Origin of the sequence: Paraburkholderia sp. BCC1876, from assembly GCF_902833695.1 — a bacterium.
In the GTDB taxonomy this organism is placed as follows: domain Bacteria; phylum Pseudomonadota; class Gammaproteobacteria; order Burkholderiales; family Burkholderiaceae; genus Paraburkholderia.
Map to the genome: position 1 here is coordinate 824,349 of NZ_CADFGI010000001.1, position 19,142 is coordinate 843,490.

General features: G+C 63.5%; 19 protein-coding genes. 11 read left to right on the top strand and 8 right to left on the bottom strand.

Annotated features, from left to right (window positions below; translation table 11 throughout):
• Positions 1–83: 83 nt before the first annotated feature.
• Complete coding sequence (locus HWY05_RS03510; RefSeq protein ID WP_176057393.1) at positions 84–983, top strand: LysR family transcriptional regulator; 900 nt, start codon at positions 84–86, stop codon at positions 981–983.
• A 29-nt stretch (positions 984–1,012) separates the two neighbouring features.
• On the opposite strand, the gene HWY05_RS03515 is transcribed toward HWY05_RS03510, so the two are convergent.
• Together HWY05_RS03515 and HWY05_RS03520 are read right to left on the bottom strand one after the other, a co-directional pair.
• Entirely contained in the window at positions 1,013–1,363 is a 351-nt protein-coding gene (locus HWY05_RS03515; protein ID WP_176057394.1) for a hypothetical protein, read from the bottom strand.
• 76 nt (positions 1,364–1,439) lie between these two features.
• Positions 1,440–2,288: a MipA/OmpV family protein gene (locus HWY05_RS03520; protein WP_176057395.1), complete on the bottom strand. Its 849-nt coding sequence runs from the start codon at positions 2,286–2,288 to the stop codon at positions 1,440–1,442.
• Positions 2,289–2,442: 154 nt separating this feature from the next.
• Between HWY05_RS03520 and HWY05_RS03525 the strand changes: the two genes are divergently transcribed.
• Both HWY05_RS03525 and HWY05_RS03530 read left to right on the top strand, forming a co-directional pair.
• Positions 2,443–3,165, top strand: coding sequence for a response regulator transcription factor (locus HWY05_RS03525; protein ID WP_081936250.1), 723 nt, complete (start codon positions 2,443–2,445; stop codon positions 3,163–3,165).
• Positions 3,162–4,529 (top strand): HAMP domain-containing sensor histidine kinase, encoded by a 1,368-nt coding sequence (locus HWY05_RS03530; RefSeq protein ID WP_176057396.1) that lies wholly within the window; start codon positions 3,162–3,164, stop codon positions 4,527–4,529. The genes HWY05_RS03525 and HWY05_RS03530 overlap by 4 nt, the downstream gene beginning before the upstream one ends.
• Before the next feature lie 83 nt (positions 4,530–4,612).
• Here HWY05_RS03530 and HWY05_RS03535 read toward each other — a convergent pair whose 3' ends face one another.
• From HWY05_RS03535 to HWY05_RS03545, 3 genes are all read right to left on the bottom strand, one after another.
• Positions 4,613–6,415 (bottom strand): NAD(P)/FAD-dependent oxidoreductase, encoded by a 1,803-nt coding sequence (locus HWY05_RS03535; RefSeq protein WP_176057397.1) that lies wholly within the window; start codon positions 6,413–6,415, stop codon positions 4,613–4,615.
• Positions 6,416–6,500: 85 nt separating this feature from the next.
• Positions 6,501–7,673: a GAF domain-containing protein gene (locus HWY05_RS03540; protein WP_176057398.1), complete on the bottom strand. Its 1,173-nt coding sequence runs from the start codon at positions 7,671–7,673 to the stop codon at positions 6,501–6,503.
• Positions 7,674–7,858: 185 nt separating this feature from the next.
• Positions 7,859–8,641: a helix-turn-helix transcriptional regulator gene (locus HWY05_RS03545; protein WP_051980919.1), complete on the bottom strand. Its 783-nt coding sequence runs from the start codon at positions 8,639–8,641 to the stop codon at positions 7,859–7,861.
• 496 nt (positions 8,642–9,137) lie between these two features.
• Here HWY05_RS03545 and HWY05_RS03550 point away from each other — a divergent pair, with 496 nt between their 5' ends.
• Positions 9,138–11,252 carry a TonB-dependent siderophore receptor gene (locus tag HWY05_RS03550; protein ID WP_244146478.1) on the top strand — a complete coding sequence of 705 codons (2,115 nt, stop codon included), beginning with the start codon at positions 9,138–9,140 and terminating at the stop codon, positions 11,250–11,252.
• Between the two features lie 69 nt (positions 11,253–11,321).
• Here HWY05_RS03550 and HWY05_RS03555 read toward each other — a convergent pair whose 3' ends face one another.
• Complete coding sequence (locus HWY05_RS03555; RefSeq protein WP_176057400.1) at positions 11,322–11,741, bottom strand: DUF393 domain-containing protein; 420 nt, start codon at positions 11,739–11,741, stop codon at positions 11,322–11,324.
• A 131-nt stretch (positions 11,742–11,872) separates the two neighbouring features.
• On the opposite strand from HWY05_RS03555, the gene HWY05_RS03560 reads away from it, so the two are divergent.
• The 5 genes from HWY05_RS03560 to HWY05_RS03580 all read left to right on the top strand — a co-directional run bounded on the left by HWY05_RS03560 (position 11,873) and on the right by HWY05_RS03580 (position 15,440).
• On the top strand, positions 11,873–12,403 hold the full coding sequence (locus HWY05_RS03560) for a MarR family transcriptional regulator (protein WP_176057401.1): 531 nt from the start codon (positions 11,873–11,875) through the stop codon (positions 12,401–12,403).
• 80 nt (positions 12,404–12,483) lie between these two features.
• The gene (locus HWY05_RS03565) at positions 12,484–13,794 is read left to right on the top strand and encodes an SDR family oxidoreductase (RefSeq protein ID WP_244146479.1); all 1,311 of its coding nucleotides are present in this window, start codon (positions 12,484–12,486) and stop codon (positions 13,792–13,794) included.
• A complete protein-coding gene (locus HWY05_RS03570) occupies positions 13,791–14,264 on the top strand; it encodes a DUF2269 domain-containing protein (RefSeq protein WP_176057402.1) in 474 nt (157 codons plus the stop codon). The genes HWY05_RS03565 and HWY05_RS03570 overlap by 4 nt, the downstream gene beginning before the upstream one ends.
• Before the next feature lie 202 nt (positions 14,265–14,466).
• Positions 14,467–15,207, top strand: a complete 741-nt coding sequence (locus tag HWY05_RS03575) for a GNAT family N-acetyltransferase (RefSeq protein ID WP_244146480.1) — start codon at positions 14,467–14,469, stop codon at positions 15,205–15,207.
• 35 nt (positions 15,208–15,242) lie between these two features.
• On the top strand, positions 15,243–15,440 hold the full coding sequence (locus tag HWY05_RS03580) for a hypothetical protein (RefSeq protein WP_176057404.1): 198 nt from the start codon (positions 15,243–15,245) through the stop codon (positions 15,438–15,440).
• Between the two features lie 27 nt (positions 15,441–15,467).
• Here the strand turns inward: HWY05_RS03580 and HWY05_RS03585 are convergent, their stop codons facing one another.
• The gene (locus HWY05_RS03585) at positions 15,468–16,013 is read right to left on the bottom strand and encodes a DUF1003 domain-containing protein (protein ID WP_035558413.1); all 546 of its coding nucleotides are present in this window, start codon (positions 16,011–16,013) and stop codon (positions 15,468–15,470) included.
• A gap of 275 nt (positions 16,014–16,288) precedes the next feature.
• Between HWY05_RS03585 and HWY05_RS03590 the strand changes: the two genes are divergently transcribed.
• Both HWY05_RS03590 and HWY05_RS03595 read left to right on the top strand, forming a co-directional pair.
• Positions 16,289–17,032: a glutathione S-transferase C-terminal domain-containing protein gene (locus tag HWY05_RS03590; RefSeq protein WP_051980920.1), complete on the top strand. Its 744-nt coding sequence runs from the start codon at positions 16,289–16,291 to the stop codon at positions 17,030–17,032.
• A gap of 18 nt (positions 17,033–17,050) precedes the next feature.
• Positions 17,051–18,010, top strand: a complete 960-nt coding sequence (locus HWY05_RS03595) for an alpha/beta hydrolase (protein WP_081936251.1) — start codon at positions 17,051–17,053, stop codon at positions 18,008–18,010.
• 97 nt (positions 18,011–18,107) lie between these two features.
• Here the strand turns inward: HWY05_RS03595 and trpS are convergent, their stop codons facing one another.
• On the bottom strand, positions 18,108–19,136 hold the full coding sequence (gene trpS, locus HWY05_RS03600; RefSeq protein ID WP_176057405.1) for a tryptophan--tRNA ligase: 1,029 nt from the start codon (positions 19,134–19,136) through the stop codon (positions 18,108–18,110).
• Between the last annotated feature and the right edge of the window lie 6 nt (positions 19,137–19,142).

A 19,142-nucleotide genomic window follows, 5' to 3' on the forward strand; every position in this document is an offset into this window, starting at 1 on the left:
AACGATGCCGCCATTGTAAATTTCTTCGATCGATCTAAAAGCCGCTTATCATGCGCATATTTGTTGCATGAATCGATCGAATCATGGACCGTATCACCGCCGCCGAAGTTTTCGTGACGATCGCCGAACGAGGCAGCCTGACGGCCGCCGCCGACGGTCTGGACATGTCGCGCGCCATGGTCACGCGCTATCTGGCGCAGATGGAAGCGTGGTCGGGCGCGCGGTTGCTGCATCGGAGCACGCGGCGTATCAGCCTGACTTCCGCGGGCGAAGCGGCCCTGGCGCGTTGCCGGCAGATGCTCGAGATTGCCGGCCAGATGGCCGTGACCGACGGTCCCGAAGCGGAGACGCCGCGCGGGCTGTTGCGCGTGGCCTGTGCGCAGGTGCTGGCGCAGCAGGTGCTCGGCGCGGCGATGACCGCGTTCCTGAAGCGCTATCCCGCTACTGCGGTCGATCTCGTGGTCGACGGCCGTACGGTGAATCTGGTGGAAGAGCGCATCGATCTGGCGATCCGCATCACGGAGCAACTCGACCCCAGCCTGATCGCGCGGCCGCTCGGCGTCTGCCCGTCGGTGGTGTGCGCGGCGCCGTCGTATCTCGCCGCGCACGGCACGCCGCGCGACGTCACGGAACTGGCCGTGCACAACTGCCTGACTTACTCGTACTTCGGCAAGAGTCTGTGGAAGTTCAAGGACACGGCGAGCGGCGAGCCGTCGGCCGTGGCGGTGGGCGGCAATCTCAGCGCGAACGACTCGATGACCTTGCTGGCGGCCGCGCGCGAAGGCGCCGGCATTGCAATGCAACCGGTGTTCGCGGCGGCGCCGCTGATCGCGAGCGGACACCTGGTGCGTTTGCTGCCGGGTCACGAAGCGCAATCGCTCGACATTTACGGCGTCTATAACTCACGACGGCAAATGCCTGCGGCGCTGCGTGTGCTGATCGATTTTCTGGTGGACTGGTTCGCGAAGCATGTAGCGACGTGAGGCATGTGACGGCCTGACGCGCCCGCGCCTCAATGGTCCGGGCTAAAGCCGCGCGCGTAGGCCAGCGCTTCGGCCAGCACGTCGACTTCCGACTGTTTTTCCCGCAACTGCGCGCGCAGTTCGGCGATCTGCTGAACCGCGTCCAGCACACTCGCGACATCGACCGGCTCGTGACCCGATGCCGCGCCCCCTTCGTGCGAGTGAAGACGACCCTGCGTTTTCCATCCATCGAGATTGCTCGATCCGGATAACGTGCCCGCAGGCCGCTGACGGCGCACTCTGCCGCGCCCGGCGTCGTGATCTTTACGGCAGTCGTTTTCCGCAGCCTCACAGGACGCGCGGCGCCGGACGACTCGGGTGTGACGCGTAGCAAACAGCATGTTCTTCTCCGTTCCGGGGTACGACCGAACCACGCAAAGCCGCGCAGGCCCAAGCATACCCAGGACTTTATTTACGTTACTGGAACTGATACAGATACCCGACGCGCGCGGCGGGAATGAAGCGCCTGCCGACCAGCGGGCTATCGGCGATGCCGCTGCCGAGGCGCGTCACCTGCAGATCGAGACTCACCGACTGGCGCGGCGCGAGCTGATACGCGACGCGTGTGCCGATCGTCGCATTCAGTGCCGAACTGCCGTCATACGCGGGCCGACCGGCGCGCGCCTCCGACGACGTCACGCCGTAGTAGTAGTCGACGTATTTGCCGGCGAACCAGGTGGCGTCGGCATGCGGCTCGATGCTCCAGCGTCCCATTTCGAACGCCTTCTTGAATTCGAGGCTGGCCTGCTGGCCTTTGTTGCCGCCCAGCAGATAGCTGCCGGTGAGCGTGCCGAATGCCGTATGCCAGCCCACCACCGGGCCGTACCAGAACGTCAGGCTGTCGCGATTCGGCAGGCCGTTCAGGATCGGCGCATCCGAGGCCCGATAGCCTTCGAGAATCCCCACGCGCGCGCGCAATGCAACTGTCACGCCGCTCCATTGTCCGACCTTGAGATCGAGCCGCGTGGCGTACGCGTTGATCCATTTATTGTCGATGTAGAACAGCGGGATCGGTGTGATGCGCGCCTTATCGCCGCGATAGGGCGACGCATCGACGCCCACGCCGGCGCCCAGGCCCCAGTGCGTCACGTTGGTCGCGTTGCTCAACACGGTGAAGCCGGAATCGGCCTCGTTGTCGACGCCGCCCGCCCACGCGACGCGGGAACTCATCAGCAGCGCGGCGGCCAGCAGCAGCGGATAGTCGCGGCAACAGACCTTCTTCACGACGTCGGCAATACGACGCGTGGATTTCGACGAACTCGCCATTCAGTAACCTCCAATCAGAAGCGGCGAGATTACTCAGGCGATTCGACGCCATGATGTGCGCGATATTTCGAGCCCGATACAATGTGTCAGCCCTGAAATATTGACGGGGCACGGCTGACATAGATTAACGGCCGTTCAGGATTAGCATTTGGGAATGACTTATATGCCGCACGTACTGGTGGTTGACGACGAAGAGGACATCCGGTCCTTATTGACGGGGTTTTTTCGCCGACATGGCCACGAGGTCAGTATCGCGACCGACGGCGTCACGCTCTTCGAAATGCTCAACAGCCGACCCATCGACCTGGTGATTCTCGACGTCATGCTGCCCGGCGAAGACGGCTTCAGCCTGTGCCGGCGTTTGCGCGCCACGTCGAAAGTGCCCGTGATCATGCTCACCGCGGTGGCCGATCACGTGGATCGCGTGGTCGGCCTCGAAATCGGCGCGGACGATTACCTGGTGAAACCGTTCGACGCGCGCGAATTGCTCGCTCGCGTCAAAGCCGTTTTGCGTCGCACGACGCAATCCGATGTCGCGGTGGCGAGCACCGGCACGCGGCCGATGCTGTCGTTCGCCGGTTGGCGGCTCGATATTGCCCGGCGCGAATTGCGCTCCACCGACAACACGCTGATGATCCTGTCCAGCACCGAATTCGATCTGCTGCTGGCGTTCGCGGAACACCCGCAACGCGTGCTGTCGCGCGAGCAGTTGCTCGATCTCGCGCATGGCGCGGCGCATGAGGTGTACGACCGCAGCATCGACGTGCAGGTCGCGCGTCTGCGCCGCAAGCTCGATCTCGACGACAAGGAACCGCCCGTGATCCGCACGGTGCGCGGCGGCGGCTATATGTTCACCCCCACGGTGCGGCGCGGATGAAATTCAGTTTGCGGCCGCCCGATACCATCGGCTGGCGTATCGCGCTCACGGTCGGCTCCGCGATTGTCGGCGTGCTGCTGCTGAGCGTGGTGTTCAATCATTTCGCGGGCGTATGGGCACGGCCCTCGGTCGAGGAAACCGCGCTGCTCGGCCGGGCCAACGACATCATCCTGATGGTCGAGGCCGTACCCGACAGCTATCGTCAGCCGGTGGCCAGCGCTTCACGTATTCCGACGACCTCGGTTGACTGGTATCCGGTGAACTCGCCGACCGCAGCCGTGCTCGCCACGGCGCCCAGGACAACCCGCGCCGACGCGGAACTGACGCAGTGGTTCGCGGCGAACGGGCACCCGCGCACCGTGTTGCTGTTCAAATCGGACGACGGTCTATCCGGCCGCTTGCCGCGCTATGACCGCACGCGCGACCCGCATGCGTACTTCATGGCCGCCGGACTGAGCGACGGCAGTTGGCTCGTGTTCACCGCCACCCGCCGCGCGTGGGGACTGCCGCGGCCGGCACAGATCGCGATTGCGCTGGGGTTCGTGGCGCTCTCCATTCTGGCGGCCTCGGTCGTGGCCACGTATTACCTGTCGAAGCCGTTACGGCGTTTTGCCGACGACCTGCGCCGTTTCGGCGGCGATCCGCGTTCCGGCCCGGTGCGCGAAGCGGGACCGCGCGAACTGCGCGCCGCGATCGCGGCGTTCAACGCGCTGCAGGCGCAGTTGCGCAAGTTTGTCGAAGACCGTACCGCGATGCTGGCGGCCATGTCGCACGATCTGCGCACACCGCTCACGAAAATCCGGCTGCGCGGCGAATTTATCGAAGACGACGATCAGCGCGAGCGCCTGTTCCGCGATGTCGACGATTTGCAGGCCATGGCGGATTCCGCGCTGTCTTTCTTTCGCGACGACTACAAGGACGAAGAGGCGACCGTGTTCGATTTCGCCGGCCTGTTGCGCACCATCGCCGACGACTACAGCGATCAGGGCAAGCCGGTTTTCTACGCCGGCCCGGAGCGTTTCGCGTTCAGCGGACGGCCGTTTTCATTCCGGCGCGCGTGTGCGAACCTGGTCGACAATGCGTTGAAATACGGCAACCGCGCGGAGCTGGAGCTCAAATGCTCGGCCACGCAGATCCACCTGAAAGTGATCGATCACGGCCCCGGCATTCCGTCGTATGCGCTCGAAAAAGTGTTCGCGCCGTTTTACCGTCTTGAGCAGTCGCGCAACCGCTCGACGGGCGGCATGGGTTTGGGGCTGACGTCGGCGCGTGCGGTGATTCAGGCGCATGGCGGCGATATTTCGCTGAGCAACCGGCGAGGCGGCGGGTTGGAAGTGAACGTGACGCTGCCGGCGATGTCTTGAGCGATTGACTGCTGCAGGGGCGCGGCGCGCGGCGCGCGGGGCCGCCATCGTCAGCGACCCCACGCCCACGCGCCCTTCTCACGCTACGACAGGTGATGCACCTCCTGCAGCCCGAACACAGGCGTCGCAATCCCCTCCATGCGCGCTTTGAGTTGCAGCGACAGATACTGCGAGTAATGACGCGACTGATGCAGGTTGCCGCCATGAAACCAGAGCGCCTGCTGCTGCGTGGGCTTCCACATGTTGCGCTGCTCGCCCTCCCACGGCCCCGGGTCTTTCGTCGTGTTCGAACCGAGTCCCCACACCTTGCCCACCTTGTCGGCGACCTCGCGCGAAATCAGGTCGGCGGCCCAGCCGTTCATCGAGCCATAACCCGTTGCGTACACCACGACATCCGCTTCGAGCTCGCTGCCGTCGCTCAGCAACACCGAATGTTCTTTCAGCTCGACCACGTCGACGCCACTCTTCAGTTTGATCTTGCCGTCGGCCACCAGTTGCGACGCGCCGACGTCGATGTAATAGCCCGAGCCGCGCCGCAGATACTTCATGAAGAGGCCCGATTCGTCGTCGCCGAAATCGAGCATGAAGCCGCTTTTTTCCAGCTTGGCGTAAAACTCGGCGTCGCGCTCGCGGATCGCGTTGAACACCGGAATCTGGAACTCGTGAAGAATCGCGTACGGGATCGACGCAAAGGTCAGATCGGCCTTCGCGGTCGTCATGCCGGCCGCGACCGCGCGCTCCGAATACAGATCGCCGAGCGCGAGCTCCATCAGCGAATCCGACTTGACGATATGGGTCGACGAACGCTGCACCATCGTCACATCGACGCCCGCTTCCCAGAGCGCGGCGCAAATGTCGTGCGACGAATTGTTCGCGCCGATCACCACGACCTTCTTGCCGCGATAGTTGTCCGGACCGGGATGCTGCGACGAGTGATGCTGCTCGCCCTTGAACACATCCATGCCCTTGAATTTCGGCAGATTCGGCTTGCCCGACATGCCGGTCGCGAGCACCAGTTGCTTCGGGTGCAACACGATCGTGCGGTCGCCACGCTGGACTTCCACCGTCCATACGCCCTTGGTTTCGTCGTACACGGCGGACTTGCAGGTCGTGCCGCCCCAGTAGTTCAGCTCCATCACATTCGTGTACATCTCGAGCCAGTCGCCGATCTTGTCTTTCGGCGTGAAGACCGGCCAGTTGTCCGGAAACGGCAGGTAGGGCATATGGTCGTACCAGACCGGATCGTGCAGGCAAAGCGTCTTGTAGCGCTTGCGCCAGGCGTCGCCCGGCCGCTCGTTTTTATCGATGATGATGGTCGGCACACCAAGTTGCCGTAACCGCGCGCCGAGCCCGATACCACCCTGCCCGCCGCCGACAACCAGGCAATACGGCTGCGTGGAAGTGCCGAGCGCGTCGAGTTCGGCCTCGCGATTTTCCTTCCAGCTCGTGCGGTTCTCACGCGCGCCGTGTTCGGCGCCCATCGGCCGCTTCGCTCCCTTCGGCTCTTCGTGGCCTTTGAGTTCGGCCATGGTGGTCAGCAGGGTCCAGATGCGGCCGTCCTTCAAACGAATGAAGCCGCTGCCGCGCGCCGCCTCCGTTTCGAACGTGATCCAGCCTTGCGTGACGCCGTTCGCGTCGGTGGCGGGTTCCGGCTCCGCGAGCTTGAAATTCGACGGTTTGATCGCGCCTAGTTGCGCGCTCAACATGTCCGCGATTTGCTCGCGGCCTTCCAGGGTTTTGATATTCCACGTGAACGCGACCAGATCGCGCCAGTAGCAATCGGGCTGGAACAGCTCGACGGCGGCCGCGACATCGCCGCGTTTCAGCGCGCCTTCCAGCGTCTCCAGCACGCCGGATATCGTAGGTTTGAGGTTATTTTCAGGCATGGTTGCTCCTCCATACAGAACGGATGATCGAACTTCGATGGGAAACGCGGGTTCTACGCCCGCTAAAGGAATCGGTGCAGCGCGGCTAACACTTGTGCGGCGGTTTGATGCCCAGCCGCGCAATGCGCCGGTACAAGGTGGCACGCGAGATACCCAGCGCCTGCGCGGCCAGTTCGGTGCGCCACTTCGCGTCGCTCATCGCGGCGACGATGCGGCTGCGTTCGAGCGCGTCGTTGTCGGACAGGGGCGGCGTGGTCTGCGCTGCGGTCTGCGTCGCCGTCTGCGCTGCGGCGAGATCGCGTGCCGTTTGCGCTGGTCGTCTTGCCGTGCGCGCGAGCAAAGGCGGACGCACCCGCGCATACAGCGGCGAGCCGGTGTCGTTCAGCCTGAGCGAGACGAGACCGCGCGTCGCCTTCGCGTCGAACAGGCGCTCAGCAGGGATGTCGAACAACGTCGTCACATGGCGCGGCAATTGATTGAGCGCCGGCACGCATTCGCGCGCGCGCCGGTTCGCGGCGATCGCGTTGCCGCAGGCGTCGACGGCAATCAGGATTTCCGGCTGCGCTTCCACGTAATGGCGATTGCGGTGCGCGAGCAGCACCCAGCAGTCGGTTGCGGCGTTGAGGAAATACGCGTCTTCGATCAGCAACGCGCTCTGCCGCACGATATGGTTGACGAGCCGCTGGCTCTCGCGTTCGTCGGGGGACCGCACCGCGGACGCATCCAGCACGCCGAGCAGTTCGCCATGCAGGCCGAAGATCGGCGACGCGCTGCAGGTCAGCGTCGTGAACGCCGCGCGAAAATGATCCATGCGATGCACGGTGATCGGCTCGGCGTCGAGCAGCACGCTGGCCACGCCACAGGTGCCCTCCTCGCTTTCCGACCAGCACGAACCGAGATACAGGCCCGCGCGCTTGAAATCGTGACGCCGCTCGCGGTCGACGCGGTAGTCGATCGTCACGCCTTGCGCGTCGGTCAGCATCACGCAGTAGTCGGCTTCGCGCACCATTTCATGCAGCCGCGACAGACACTGCCCGGACGCACGCAGAAACGATTCCTCGCGATGCTGGACGTCGCGCAATTCGGGCACGGTAAGCACGCGCGGCCCGACGGTCGCGCCCGGATCGAGGTGATATTGCTCGAGCGACCGCCGGTACGAGGACGCGAGCCGCGCACCGTCCACGCCAGGACGCACCATCCGCCCTTCGATGACGTTGCACACGCGGTCGATATGTCGGGTTGACGGAACGTACGGCATCGCGAGTCTCCGGCGAATTCAGCGCTTGTCGGGTGCTGGAGGCATTGTGCGCCACCTGGGGCGCCGCATCGTCTCCAAAGCTGAAACGTATGGGACGATTTTTAGCACGCGTGCCGCAGGAGATCACACCGCAGTGCACCATCGGCGTCCGTGAGAATTTTTTCTCAGGCGCGGCGCCGGCAAATTCAGGCGGACAGGTATTGCTGGGGCGCGCTGCCGGTGATCTGGCGAAACATCACGATAAAAGCGCTCGCGCTGCTGTAGCCGAGCTCGCCCGCCACGCGCGCCACGGGTTGGCCGAGCGTGAGGCGCGAAATGGCTTCGTCGACCCGCATATGCTGACGCCACAGACCGAACGTCATGCCGGTTTCGTCCTTGAAGCGGCGCGCGAACGTGCGGCCGCTTGCGCCCATGCGTGCGGCCCAGAAATCGAGCGACGTGTCGCTGCCGGGGTCGTTCATCAGGTGTTCGCAGATCTTCAGCAGGCGCTCGTCGTGCGGTAACGGCACACCGCTTTCCGGCATCGTAGCGGCTTCGGCGATGACCTTGAGCAGCAATGGCGCGGACAGCGCAGCCTGGCTCGTGGGCGCGTAGTCGTCGCCGCCGGCACTCAGATTGAGCGCGAGTTCGCGCAGCAACGGCGACGCCGACAGCGCCAGCGGTTCGCTCCACTGCCACTCGAACACTTCGGGTTCGATATACACGTTGCACAACTCGACCGCGCCGACCGCGTGCAATTCGTGATCGACGTTCGACGGCAACCACAACGCGCGCGATTGCGGCAGCGTCCAGGTGTGCTGCGGCGTCAGCGCGCGCACCACCCCGCGCACCGCGAACACCAGTTGCCCATGATGATGCTGATGCCACGAAATCCGTTCGCCGTGCCGATGCTGCGTCAACGATGCCATCACGCTGCGCGGCAACGGCAACCGCGTCATCGGATAACGCTTCAGTAAAAACTCTTTCATCGGTTCCTCTTTGCCGGGCGGGACGCGTGCGTCGTGTTCACGTGACCACCGCCGGGATGTTTCATCCCGCCTATCCCGATGATTGGACACATTTTGTCCAAAAATCGACATCGATTGTCGGCCTTTCGTGCCGCGCAACCGATATTCTCCTTGCCTATCAACGCTTAGGCCGCAGCCCGCGAGATATTAGGAATGAGTCTCATTATCCAATTGGACGCCATCTTAACCGGAAAGAATGCGTCTGGCATGGGTGTGACTGCCCTCGCGAGCACCACGCGCGGCACCGGCTGAAATCCGGCGACACCATTCGCCGGATCGAATAACGACGCACGCGCCTCCCCGACTCGTTTCAGGAAATCCGCTTTCGGCCGGAAGGGCATTGCTCGTCCCTCTATTTTTAAACGCACCCAGTTCTTCACCCGATCTTCACCCGATGAAAACAACGACAGACCAGGCCCGACGCCACGTTCCACCACGACGTTTCAGCGCACCGCCCATGACCTGCCTCGCACTCGCGCTGCTCGCCGCGTGGTCGCTGCCGACGCACGCGCAAACCGCTCTGCCGGGCACCACCTTGCCCGCGGTTAGCGTGACGTCCACCGTGGATGCCGATGCCTCGACCGAAGGCAGCGGCTCGTATGCGGCCCGATCCGCGACGGTCGGCAGCAAGGTGCCGGTCGCCATCAAGGAAACGCCGGCGTCGGTGTCCGTGCTGACGCGCCAGCGTATGGACGATCAGAACATGGTCACGATCCAGGAAGCGCTGCGCTATGTGACCGGCGTCGAGTCGGTCGATTACGGCGACGGCACCGCGTACTTCAAGGCGCGCGGCAACATGCTCGGGGTCGAGTTCGACGGCGTGCCGATCGTCAGCGGCCTGCAGTATCTGCAGCAGTTCGATCTGGCCATGTACGACCGCGTCGAAATCATGCGCGGTCCGTCCGGCGTGATGGACGGCGCGGGCGATCCGGGCGGCACGGTCAATCTGGTGCGCAAGCGCCCGCTGGACACCTTCCATGTCTCGACCGAAACGCAGGCCGGTTCGTTCGGCTCGATCCGTCAGATGGTCGACGTGACCGGCCCGCTGAACAAGGACGGCTCGTTGCGCGGCCGCGCGGTGCTGGTGGGCAGCGACGGCCTGCAGTCGGTGGACGGCGTGCGCGAGAAGGAAGTGATGGCCTACGGCGCGCTCGACTACGACATCACGCCGCGCACCACGTTGTCGCTGTCGGCGGGGTATCAGAACAACCCGATTTCCGGTCTCGACTACGGCGCGAGCGGTATCGTCAACAGCGACCAGACCGCGTTGATCGGCCGCGTGCCGGGTTCGTATTCGCAGAACTTCAGCCCGAGCTGGAACTATGGCTACACGTCGGTGCAGGAGGCGAATGCGAACCTCGTGCATCGCTTCGAAAGTGGCTGGCAGTCGCAGACCACGCTGTTCTATCGCCACGAATTGCTGAAGGCGGACTACGCGTACGCCGGTCCGGGTGCGAGCGCGAGCGGTCTGTCGTCGTACGGCGAGCAGCGGCAACGCAACACCTACGACTGGTTCGGCGCGGACACCAACGTGTCCGGTCCGGTGCAACTGTTCGGGCAGACCCACACGCTGACGTTCGGCGCGAACTACACGCTGCAGTCGAATACGCAGAGCTCGGGTTTCGTGCTGGCCAATGGTCCCTTCGCCGACGGGACGTTTAGCCTGTACGACCCGAACGCGGTCTCGAAGGTCGACGTGCCGTTCAGCTACGGCGCCAACAACCGGTTCGAGCAGTTAGGCGTGTATGGACAGGCGCGGATTCACATTACGCAGCCGCTCACACTCGTGCTCGGCGCGCGCGAGGCGTTCTACCATCAGACCGCGCAAACCACGCTGCCGACCGTCTCCGACTGGGCGACGCAGGCGCAACTGAATCACCGCTTCCTGCCCTCCGCGGGACTCGTCTACGACATCGTGCCGTGGCTAACCGCGTATGCCAGCTACTCGAAGTTCCTCGCCGCGCAGACCGCGACGACCTATACCGGCGTCGGCCTCGCGCCACGCACGGGTGAACAGTATGAAGCGGGCCTCAAAGGCAGTTTCCTGCACAACCGCCTCAACGCAACGGTCGCGGTGTTCAACATCAACGACAACAACCGCGCGATCACCGACCCGGATCATCCGACCGGCTCGATTGCGGGCGGCAAGTCGCGCGATCAGGGCGTCGAACTCGAAATATCCGGCCAGCCGTTGCCGAACTGGAACGTCTACGCGGGCTACACCTACCTGAACGTCAACTACGAAAACGACGTGCCAAATCTGACGGACGGCACGGACCCGAAACATCTGTTCAAGTTGTGGACGAACTATGCCTTCAGGCAGGGCATGCTGAGCGGCGTGACGATAGGCGGCGGGATGCTGGCGCAAACGCGTATTACGCGCGGCGTCGAACAAGGCGCCTATGCGATCTTCAACGCGCAGGTCGGCTATAGGTTCAACAAGCATGTCGAGGCGTCGCTGCAGTTGAACAACCTGTTCAACCGCGATTACTACATTCGCCCGCCGGGCAACTTCTATAGCGTGTTCGGCGATCGCCGCAATGTGATGCTGACGCTGCGCTCGGACTTTTAAGGGCTTCGTTCTGCTTTGCGCGGCCTGGTTTGGCTTCGCCTGCTTGCGTTCGCCTGGCGCCGCAGGGGTTCAGCGGAAGGGATCGGTCTTGACGGCACAGGTCCCGTCCGCGCACTCGGGAACGGCACGCACGCCGAGCCATCTAGAGATGCGCATGCGGTTGCGGGCGAAGCCACGATACAGCGCCTTGAAAGCCGGACGCATTACCGTGACGCGCAACGGCGCGATCATCCAGCCCCGTCCGACCAGCGTGTAGGCGGCGATGAAGCTGTCGATTCCCACCACACACTCCCCGCCCGCGGTCCACCCGTGCAACTGACGGTTCAGATCCGCCAGCTCGACGCCGAGCGGCGCCGGATCGAAACCCGGCTGCGCGATATCGACGAAGCCCAGCCGCGCGTGCCGATCCCATTGACGCAGGCGGTTCGACTCGGCAACGCAAAGCGGACAGTTTCCGTCGATGTAAAGCGTGAGTTCAGGATGCGTCATGATCGATCTCCTTCCGTGGATTCCGTTTATTCCGTCGTTTCTGTCATAACAGAAATTAGATCGGCGCGAGTTTTCCGTCAAGCGTTATTTCTGTCTTGACAGAAATAACTGAAGGAAATAAAGTCCGGGACATGGAACTCACACCGATCGCTGAACGATTCATCCTCCACTGGGGCGAAATGGGCTCGCGCTGGGGCGTCAACCGCACGGTCGCGCAAATCCACGCGCTGCTGTATCTGCTGGGCCGCCCTATCGCGGCGGACGAGATCGCGGACACGCTGGGCGTCGCCCGTTCCAATGTGAGCACGAGTCTGAAGGAACTCCAGTCGTGGCGCCTCGCGAAGGTGGTGCACGTCATGGGAGACCGGCGCGATCACTTCGAGACGTCCACGGATATCTGGGAACTGTTCAAGCTGATCGTCGAGGGGCGCCGCCAGCGCGAGATCGATCCGACGCTCACCATGCTGAAAGACAGTCTGGACAGCCCGGAAATGGCGCAGGAAAGCCGCGACACCGAGCAGCGCATTCGCGACACGCTGCAGTTTCTCGAAACCTTGACCACCTGGTCCGACGAGATGCTGCGCATGAAACCCGAAACGCTGATGAAGACACTCGGCATGGGCGCAAAGCTCAGCCGCACGATGAGGCGGACGAAGAGTTAGCACGATGGCGCGGACGATCGGATCGTCCGTTTTTTTGCCCTGTTATTTCTGTCTATACAGAAATAACAGTAATTAAGAGAATGAAAATGAGCCAAACGCTGACGTTCGCTTGCCCGACCATCGCACCGCGCAGCATGAACATCCTGGTCTGCGGCGCGGAAGGTTTCATCGGCCGAGCGCTGTGCGACGCGCTCGTGCGCGGCGGGCATCGGGTGCGCAAAGGCGTGCGGAACGCCAGTCACGACGACGAAGTCGCGATCGACTACACCGCCGATCTCGACCCATCGGTCTGGCTGCCCAGGTTGCGCGATATCGACGTGGTGATCAACGCTGTCGGCATTCTGGTCGAACGCGGCGATCAGACCTTCGACCGGATCCATCGACGCGCACCGGTCGCGCTGTTCGAGGCGGCGTCGAACGCAAGCGTCCGGCACATCGTGCAGGTCTCCGCGCTCGGCGCGCAAGACGGCGACACGGCCTACTTCACCAGCAAGCGCGCCGCCGACGCGTATCTGCTGTCGTTGCCCGTCGCGCACCATGTGCTTCGGCCGGCGCTGGTGTATGGGCCGCGCGGTACATCGGCGCGCTTTTTTCGCAGCGTCGCGAGCTTGCCGGTCCATCCGTTGCCGGCGGGCGGTCATCAATTGTTGCGGCCGATTCATCTCGACGAACTCGCCGAAGTCGTCGTGCGCCTGGTCGAGGGCAGCGTCACGGATCAGCCTGTGCTCGATCTGGTCGGCGGCACGCAACTCGAGTATCGGCAGATGCTGGCGACCTATCGCGCGTCGATGGGACTGACACCCGCCAGAAGCATCGGCATTCCCGCCGCCGCGATCGGCTTGAGCGCGGCGTTGCTCGATCGCGTGCCGCACGCCATGCTCACCCGCGACACGTGGCGCATGTTGCAGTCGGGCAGTACCGCGCCGGTCGCAACGACCGCCAGGTTGTTGGGTCGCGAGCCCGCCGGGATCGAAACCTTCGTCACCCCCGCCGACGCGCTGCCGTTGCGTCACCAGGCGCTAGCCGCGTGGCGCCCGGCCGTGCTGCGTGGCGCGCTGGCTATCACCTGGATCTGGACGGCGCTTTGCAGCGCATTCATCTATCCGCAGGCGGCCAGTCTCTCTCTGCTCGCCCACGTGCATCTGCACGGCGGCGGCGCCATCGCCGCGCTCTATCTCGCCTCGGCGCTGGATCTGGGCTTCGGCGTGGCCACGCTGGTCCGTCCGGGACGACGCCTCTGGGCGATGCAGGGCGGACTGATCGCCGCGTACTCGCTCGCGATTGCGATCGCCATGCCCGAATTTCTCTGGCATCCGTTCGGCCCGCTGCTGAAGAACCTGCCGATCCTCGCGCTCCTGCTCATTCTGTTTAGCGAAGAAGCCCAACCATGAACCTCTATCTCGCGATCAAGACCTTGCACATCATGTCGTCGATGCTGCTGGTGGGCACCGGCTTCGGTACGGCGTTCTATCTGTTCTTTGCGAACCGCACGCGCTGCGTTCCCGCCATCGCGACCGTGTCGCGGCTGGTGGTGCGGGCCGATCTCTGGTTCACCACGCCGGCCGTCGTGTTTCAGCCGCTGTCGGGCCTGTGGCTCGCGCACACGGCCGGCTGGCCGTGGAGCACCCCCTGGATCGTCGCGGCCGTCGGCCTGTATCTGGTAGCGGGCGTCTGCTGGCTGCCGGTCGTCTGGCTTCAGTTGGAGATGGCAAAGATCGCCGCCAGCGCGAACACGAGCGGCGTAGCCACATTGCCTCAGCAGTACTGGCGCTATGCACGCTACTGGGAATGGCTGGGCTATCCCGCGTTCGTGGCGATGGTGGCGGTCTACTGGCTGATGGTATTCAAGCCCGCGTTGTGAGCGATTAGCGCCCTCGCTCCGATCGATCGACTCCGGCAATGAAATCATCGACAATCGCGGCTCGGCCGTCACGTGACGGCGCACCGCTGCCGCACACACCGAGACGATCGACCTCATGCCAGCACTGCCCGAGAACCTTGGACTCGCTACCGATCTCCTGCTACATGCGGAAACCGGCAGCGTGGAATCGACAGATCGCTATGTGGTGGTTCGCACGCCTCAGGCGCCGGACTACTTTTTCGGCAACCTGCTGGTGTTGAGCGAAAGGCCGTCGGCCAGCGATATCGACCAGCTGGAGGACGATTTCGCGCGGCTCGTCGGCGTCCCGCCGGCGATCGCGCATCGCACGTTTACGTGGTCTGAAACGTGGCCTGAAAACGATGTGGGCACCGTGGATCTCGCGGCGTTTGTCGAGCGCGGCTACGACGCCACGCTGTACCGCGTACTGACGACAACGCCCGATCGAATCCGCCCGGCCGTCGCCCGCCCGAACCTCGAAGTCCGCGCATTCCACTCACAGCGCGACTGGGACGATTGGGCCGCCATGCAACTCGCGAATATGCCGGACCCAGCCGACCCCACCTCACAGCGCTACATGGCGCAGCAGCAGATCGCCCATAAAAACGTCATCGCCCGCGGCCTCGGCGCATGGTGGGGGGCATTTATCGACGGCGAGCAGGTGGGTAGTCTCGGGCTGTTCTTTTTCGGCCGTATCGGGCGCTTTCAGGCGGTCATCACCAGCGAGCAGCATCGCAATAAAGGGATCTGCAAAATGCTGGTCAGCGAGGTTATCCGCGCGACGGCGGGTTCAGCCGATCACCTGGTGATGGTGGCGGACGAGAGCTATCACGCCGGAAAAATCTACGAATCGCTCGGCTTCGCGGAGCACGGCCGGCTCGGCAGCGTGTGCCGCGAGCCTGAGCCGGCGAGCGGAACACCATAAAAAGACTGACGACGTATTTCGGGGAGATGCCTCGAATGTTGGATCCCGCTGTGGCCGTCGCCAACGCCGCACCCATGAGCCTGGTACTGCTGGTGCTGCCCGTCTCGCTGCTGATCGTCGATCTCGATGACGCGAAGCGCTCGGGACGCGACAGGATATGCGTGCATCAGCCGCTCACGAACGGCGCCGGGCAGCCGCCGCGCGACAGCGCCGAACCCGCGCTTGCCCGTTGAACGGCCGCGCGCGAAGTCCCGGCGAATTTAAGCGCTGGGACCGAATTGCGCCAGCTTGTTGTGCAATTCCAGCGTCAACGATTCAATGCGTTCGCTCATCTGCTTGGTCAGCGCGGTGAGCTGCGTGTTCTGCTCGAGCAACGCCACCAGTTGCTCGGTCTGACGCGCGGCCAGCGCCTGACGCTGCTCGCTCGCCGTGGCGATATCCTCGCGATGACGCGCGTCGGCATCCGCATGAACTTTGTCGCGATCCGCCTGACGCGTTTGTGCGAGCAGGATCAGCGGCGCGGCGTACGCGGCCTGAAGACTGAAGGCGAGATTCAGCAGGATAAACGGGTAGACGTCGAACTTGGTCCAGCCCAGCATGTTCACGACAATCCACACCGCAACGATCAAGGTCTGCGCTATCAGGAAGGTCGGTGTGCCGAAGAATCGCGCGAAGGCCTCCGCCTTCAGCGCGAACCAGTCGTCGCCGAATACCGACGTGAGATGAACATGCGGCAGATGGAATCGATAATGATGATTGCCCTGCGCGTGTGATGGCTGGGGCTTCTCGTGTTTCGCGTCGCTCATGATGGTGGTCCGTTGACTGAAGGGATAAGGTCCATACCGGCTGCGGGCATTGGCGCGATTTTGCGTCTACTCTGCGGCTGCTCTGCGTCGATTTTGTGTCTACGCCTGTCGCGACCGACTATACCGGGCTGACCTATCGATCCTCTTACACGGCGAGCGGCGTGCTGCCCATCGCGGCATCTCGCGGTTTGCGCCGGCCGGTAAAGTAAACTTGCACGCCGGGCTTGCCGGCCTATGCTGTTCGACGAGACAACGCCGTTCACGAGGAGCACTTCATGCCAACGCTATTTTCCTATCCCGATCTGTTCGGCGTAGCGGATAACAATCCGTTCGGCCTGAAAGTTTTCGCGTTCATGCGCTTGTGCGGAATGGACTTCGAGCATCGCCATATCCTGGACACCCGCCTCGCGCCGCGTGGCCAACTGCCTTATCTCGCCGACGGCGACGTAACGATCGGCGACAGCGACGGCATCATTCTCTATCTGAAGGAAAAGTACGATTTAGGCATCGACAGCGCACTGTCGCCGGGACAACTGAATCTCGATTTCCTGGTCCGCCGGACGCTCGACGATCTGTACTGGCCGATGAGTTTTTCGCGCTGGCGCGACGAGCGTTTCTGGCCGTCTTTCCGCGAGGCCATTCTCACCACGCACGCCGACATCACCGCGAGCGACCTCGAAGCGGCGCGTGAATACAATCGCTTGCGGTATCACTACCAAGGCATCGGCCGTTATGAGCCGGACCAGATCTATGCACGAGGTATCGACGATCTGCGCGTCGTGGCGGACCTCCTCGGCCCTGACGGGTTTGTTTTTGGACCTCGCCCTACCAGCGTCGACGCAGCGATCTATGGCTTCGTCGCGAACATCTACTATTACGACATCGACACGCCGTTAAAACGGTACGTGCTATCGCGGCCCGCACTCGTTCGACATTGCAAAGCCATTCATGCGCGGATCGAATCGCCGCGCGGCGGCGGCCAGAAGGCTAACGACACGACGACCACTCTACTAACCTGACTTTTACGGAGTCTCTCCTTGCACGAACTTCATATCGAAACGTTGCAGGTCGGCGCGCTGCGCATGCGGGTCGCCAGTCAGGGCAGCGGGCCGCTCGTGCTTTTATGCCACGGGTTTCCCGAGTCGTGGTCCGCGTGGCGGCATCAATTGGCGGCGCTCGCCGCCGCGGGTTTTCGCGCGGTCGCACCGGACATGCGCGGTTACGGCGGCACCGATGCGCCGCCCGAGGCGGATGCCTACACCCTGCTGCATCTCGTCGGCGATATGGTCGAGCTGGTGAATGTTCTCGGTGAGCGCGAGGCGGTGATCGTCGGTCACGACTGGGGTGCGCCGGTCGCCTGGCATGCGGCCATGTTGCGGCCGGACCTGTTCCGCGCGGTGGTCGGTATGAGCGTGCCGTTTTATCCCCCTGCCCGCGACGATTTGCTGACGGCACTGGAACGGCAAGGCGTGCGCACCTTCTACATGCAGTACTTCCAGACGCCCGGGGTGGCCGAAGCCGAGTTCGAGGCGGATCCCGAAGCCGCCATTCGGCGCGTGACCTTCAGCATGTCGGGCGATGGGCCCGATCGTATCGTCGCCGGGATATTGGCCCCGGGCGCGGGATTTCTCGACAACACAGTCGATCCGGAAACGCTGCCGGCATGGCTCGATCGTGAAGAGATTGCTTATGTGGCCGGCGAGTTTGCGCGCACCGGTTTTCGCGGCGGCCTGAACTGGTATCGCGCGATTCGGCGCACGTCGGAATTAATGGCCGCGTGGCGCGGCTGCGTGATCCGGCAGCCTTCGCTGTTCGTGGCCGGCGCGAAAGACGACGTGCTCAAGTTTCCCGGCGCGCAGGCCCGCATCGACCATCTTGCGAGCGTGCTGCCCGGCCTGCGCGGCTGCCATATTCTCGACGGTGCCGGCCATTGGATTCAGCGCGAGCGCGCAGCGGAAGTGAGCGCTCTGCTCGTGGCGTTTCTGAAGGGTTTGTAGATTCGCAGGCGGCTGGCGGATTATGAGTCGCGGGTCGCGGCAACGATTCACATTGCCGCGAAACTGCAATCGCCCGCTTCACTCGACGCCGCGCTTGTCAGTCGGCGAAATAATCCAGACCCAGCGCGCTCTTCACCTCGGACAACGTCGCACCCGCGACTTCCCGCGCGCGCATCGTGCCGCTGCGCAGCATGGCCATCACTTCGCCACGGTCCGCTTCCATCTCGCGACGGCGTGCGGCGATCGGCGCCAGCATGGCTTGCAGGCGCTCGTTGAGCGCGCGCTTGACGACGCTGTCACCCAGTCCGCCGCGGCGATAGTGAGCCTTAAGTTCATCGACCTTCGCGACGTCCGGTTCGAACGCGTCGAGGAACGAGAACACCACGTTGCCTTCAACCTGGCCCGGATCGCTAACGCGCAGATGATTCGGGTCCGTGTACATGTTGTTCACGGCCTTCGTGATTTCGTCGGGCGTTGCGCCGAGCGGGATCGAGTTGCCGAGCGATTTACTCATCTTCGCCTTGCCGTCGATACCCGGCAGCCGCGTCACGTTCGAGAGCACCGCTTCGCACTCCACCAGCACCTGGCGTTCGACCGTGTTGTTGAAGCGCCGCACCAGTTCGTTGGTCTGCTCGATCATGGGCAACTGGTCGTCGCCGACCGGCACCTGAGTGGCCTTGAACGCGGTAATGTCCGCGGCCTGACTGACCGGATACGTGAGGAAGCCGGCCGGAATATCCCGCTCGAAACCGCGCAGAACGATTTCCTGCTTGATGGTCGGATTGCGTTCGAGGCGCGCGACCGTTACAAGGTTCAGCAGGTATTGCGTCAGTTCGGCGAGTTCAGGCACCTGCGACTGGATGAAGATGGTCGACTTCGCCGGGTCGATGCCGACCGCGAGATAGTCGAGCGCGACTTCAATGACGTTTTCCGTGACCTTCTGATGCCGGCCGACGTTGTCGGTCATGGCCTGCGTGTCGGCCAGCAGCAGAAATTGCTGCGCTTCGTGCTGCAATTGCACGCGGGCGCGCAACGAGCCGATGTAGTGGCCGAGATGCAGCGGGCCGGTCGTGCGGTCGCCGGTCAGAATGATGCGTTGCTTAGGTGTTTGGGTTTCTTGGGACATGATCCG

Coding starts and splice junctions, on each gene's coding strand:
- HWY05_RS03510 (WP_176057393.1), top strand. CDS start 84: ATGGACCGTATCACCGCCGCCGAAGTTTTCGTGACGATCGCCGAACGA.
- HWY05_RS03515 (WP_176057394.1), bottom strand. CDS start 1,363: ATGCTGTTTGCTACGCGTCACACCCGAGTCGTCCGGCGCCGCGCGTCC.
- HWY05_RS03520 (WP_176057395.1), bottom strand. CDS start 2,288: ATGGCGAGTTCGTCGAAATCCACGCGTCGTATTGCCGACGTCGTGAAG.
- HWY05_RS03525 (WP_081936250.1), top strand. CDS start 2,443: ATGACTTATATGCCGCACGTACTGGTGGTTGACGACGAAGAGGACATC.
- HWY05_RS03530 (WP_176057396.1), top strand. CDS start 3,162: ATGAAATTCAGTTTGCGGCCGCCCGATACCATCGGCTGGCGTATCGCG.
- HWY05_RS03535 (WP_176057397.1), bottom strand. CDS start 6,415: ATGCCTGAAAATAACCTCAAACCTACGATATCCGGCGTGCTGGAGACG.
- HWY05_RS03540 (WP_176057398.1), bottom strand. CDS start 7,673: ATGCCGTACGTTCCGTCAACCCGACATATCGACCGCGTGTGCAACGTC.
- HWY05_RS03545 (WP_051980919.1), bottom strand. CDS start 8,641: ATGAAAGAGTTTTTACTGAAGCGTTATCCGATGACGCGGTTGCCGTTG.
- HWY05_RS03550 (WP_244146478.1), top strand. CDS start 9,138: ATGACCTGCCTCGCACTCGCGCTGCTCGCCGCGTGGTCGCTGCCGACG.
- HWY05_RS03555 (WP_176057400.1), bottom strand. CDS start 11,741: ATGACGCATCCTGAACTCACGCTTTACATCGACGGAAACTGTCCGCTT.
- HWY05_RS03560 (WP_176057401.1), top strand. CDS start 11,873: ATGGAACTCACACCGATCGCTGAACGATTCATCCTCCACTGGGGCGAA.
- HWY05_RS03565 (WP_244146479.1), top strand. CDS start 12,484: ATGAAAATGAGCCAAACGCTGACGTTCGCTTGCCCGACCATCGCACCG.
- HWY05_RS03570 (WP_176057402.1), top strand. CDS start 13,791: ATGAACCTCTATCTCGCGATCAAGACCTTGCACATCATGTCGTCGATG.
- HWY05_RS03580 (WP_176057404.1), top strand. CDS start 15,243: ATGTTGGATCCCGCTGTGGCCGTCGCCAACGCCGCACCCATGAGCCTG.
- HWY05_RS03585 (WP_035558413.1), bottom strand. CDS start 16,013: ATGAGCGACGCGAAACACGAGAAGCCCCAGCCATCACACGCGCAGGGC.
- HWY05_RS03590 (WP_051980920.1), top strand. CDS start 16,289: ATGCCAACGCTATTTTCCTATCCCGATCTGTTCGGCGTAGCGGATAAC.
- trpS (WP_176057405.1), bottom strand. CDS start 19,136: ATGTCCCAAGAAACCCAAACACCTAAGCAACGCATCATTCTGACCGGC.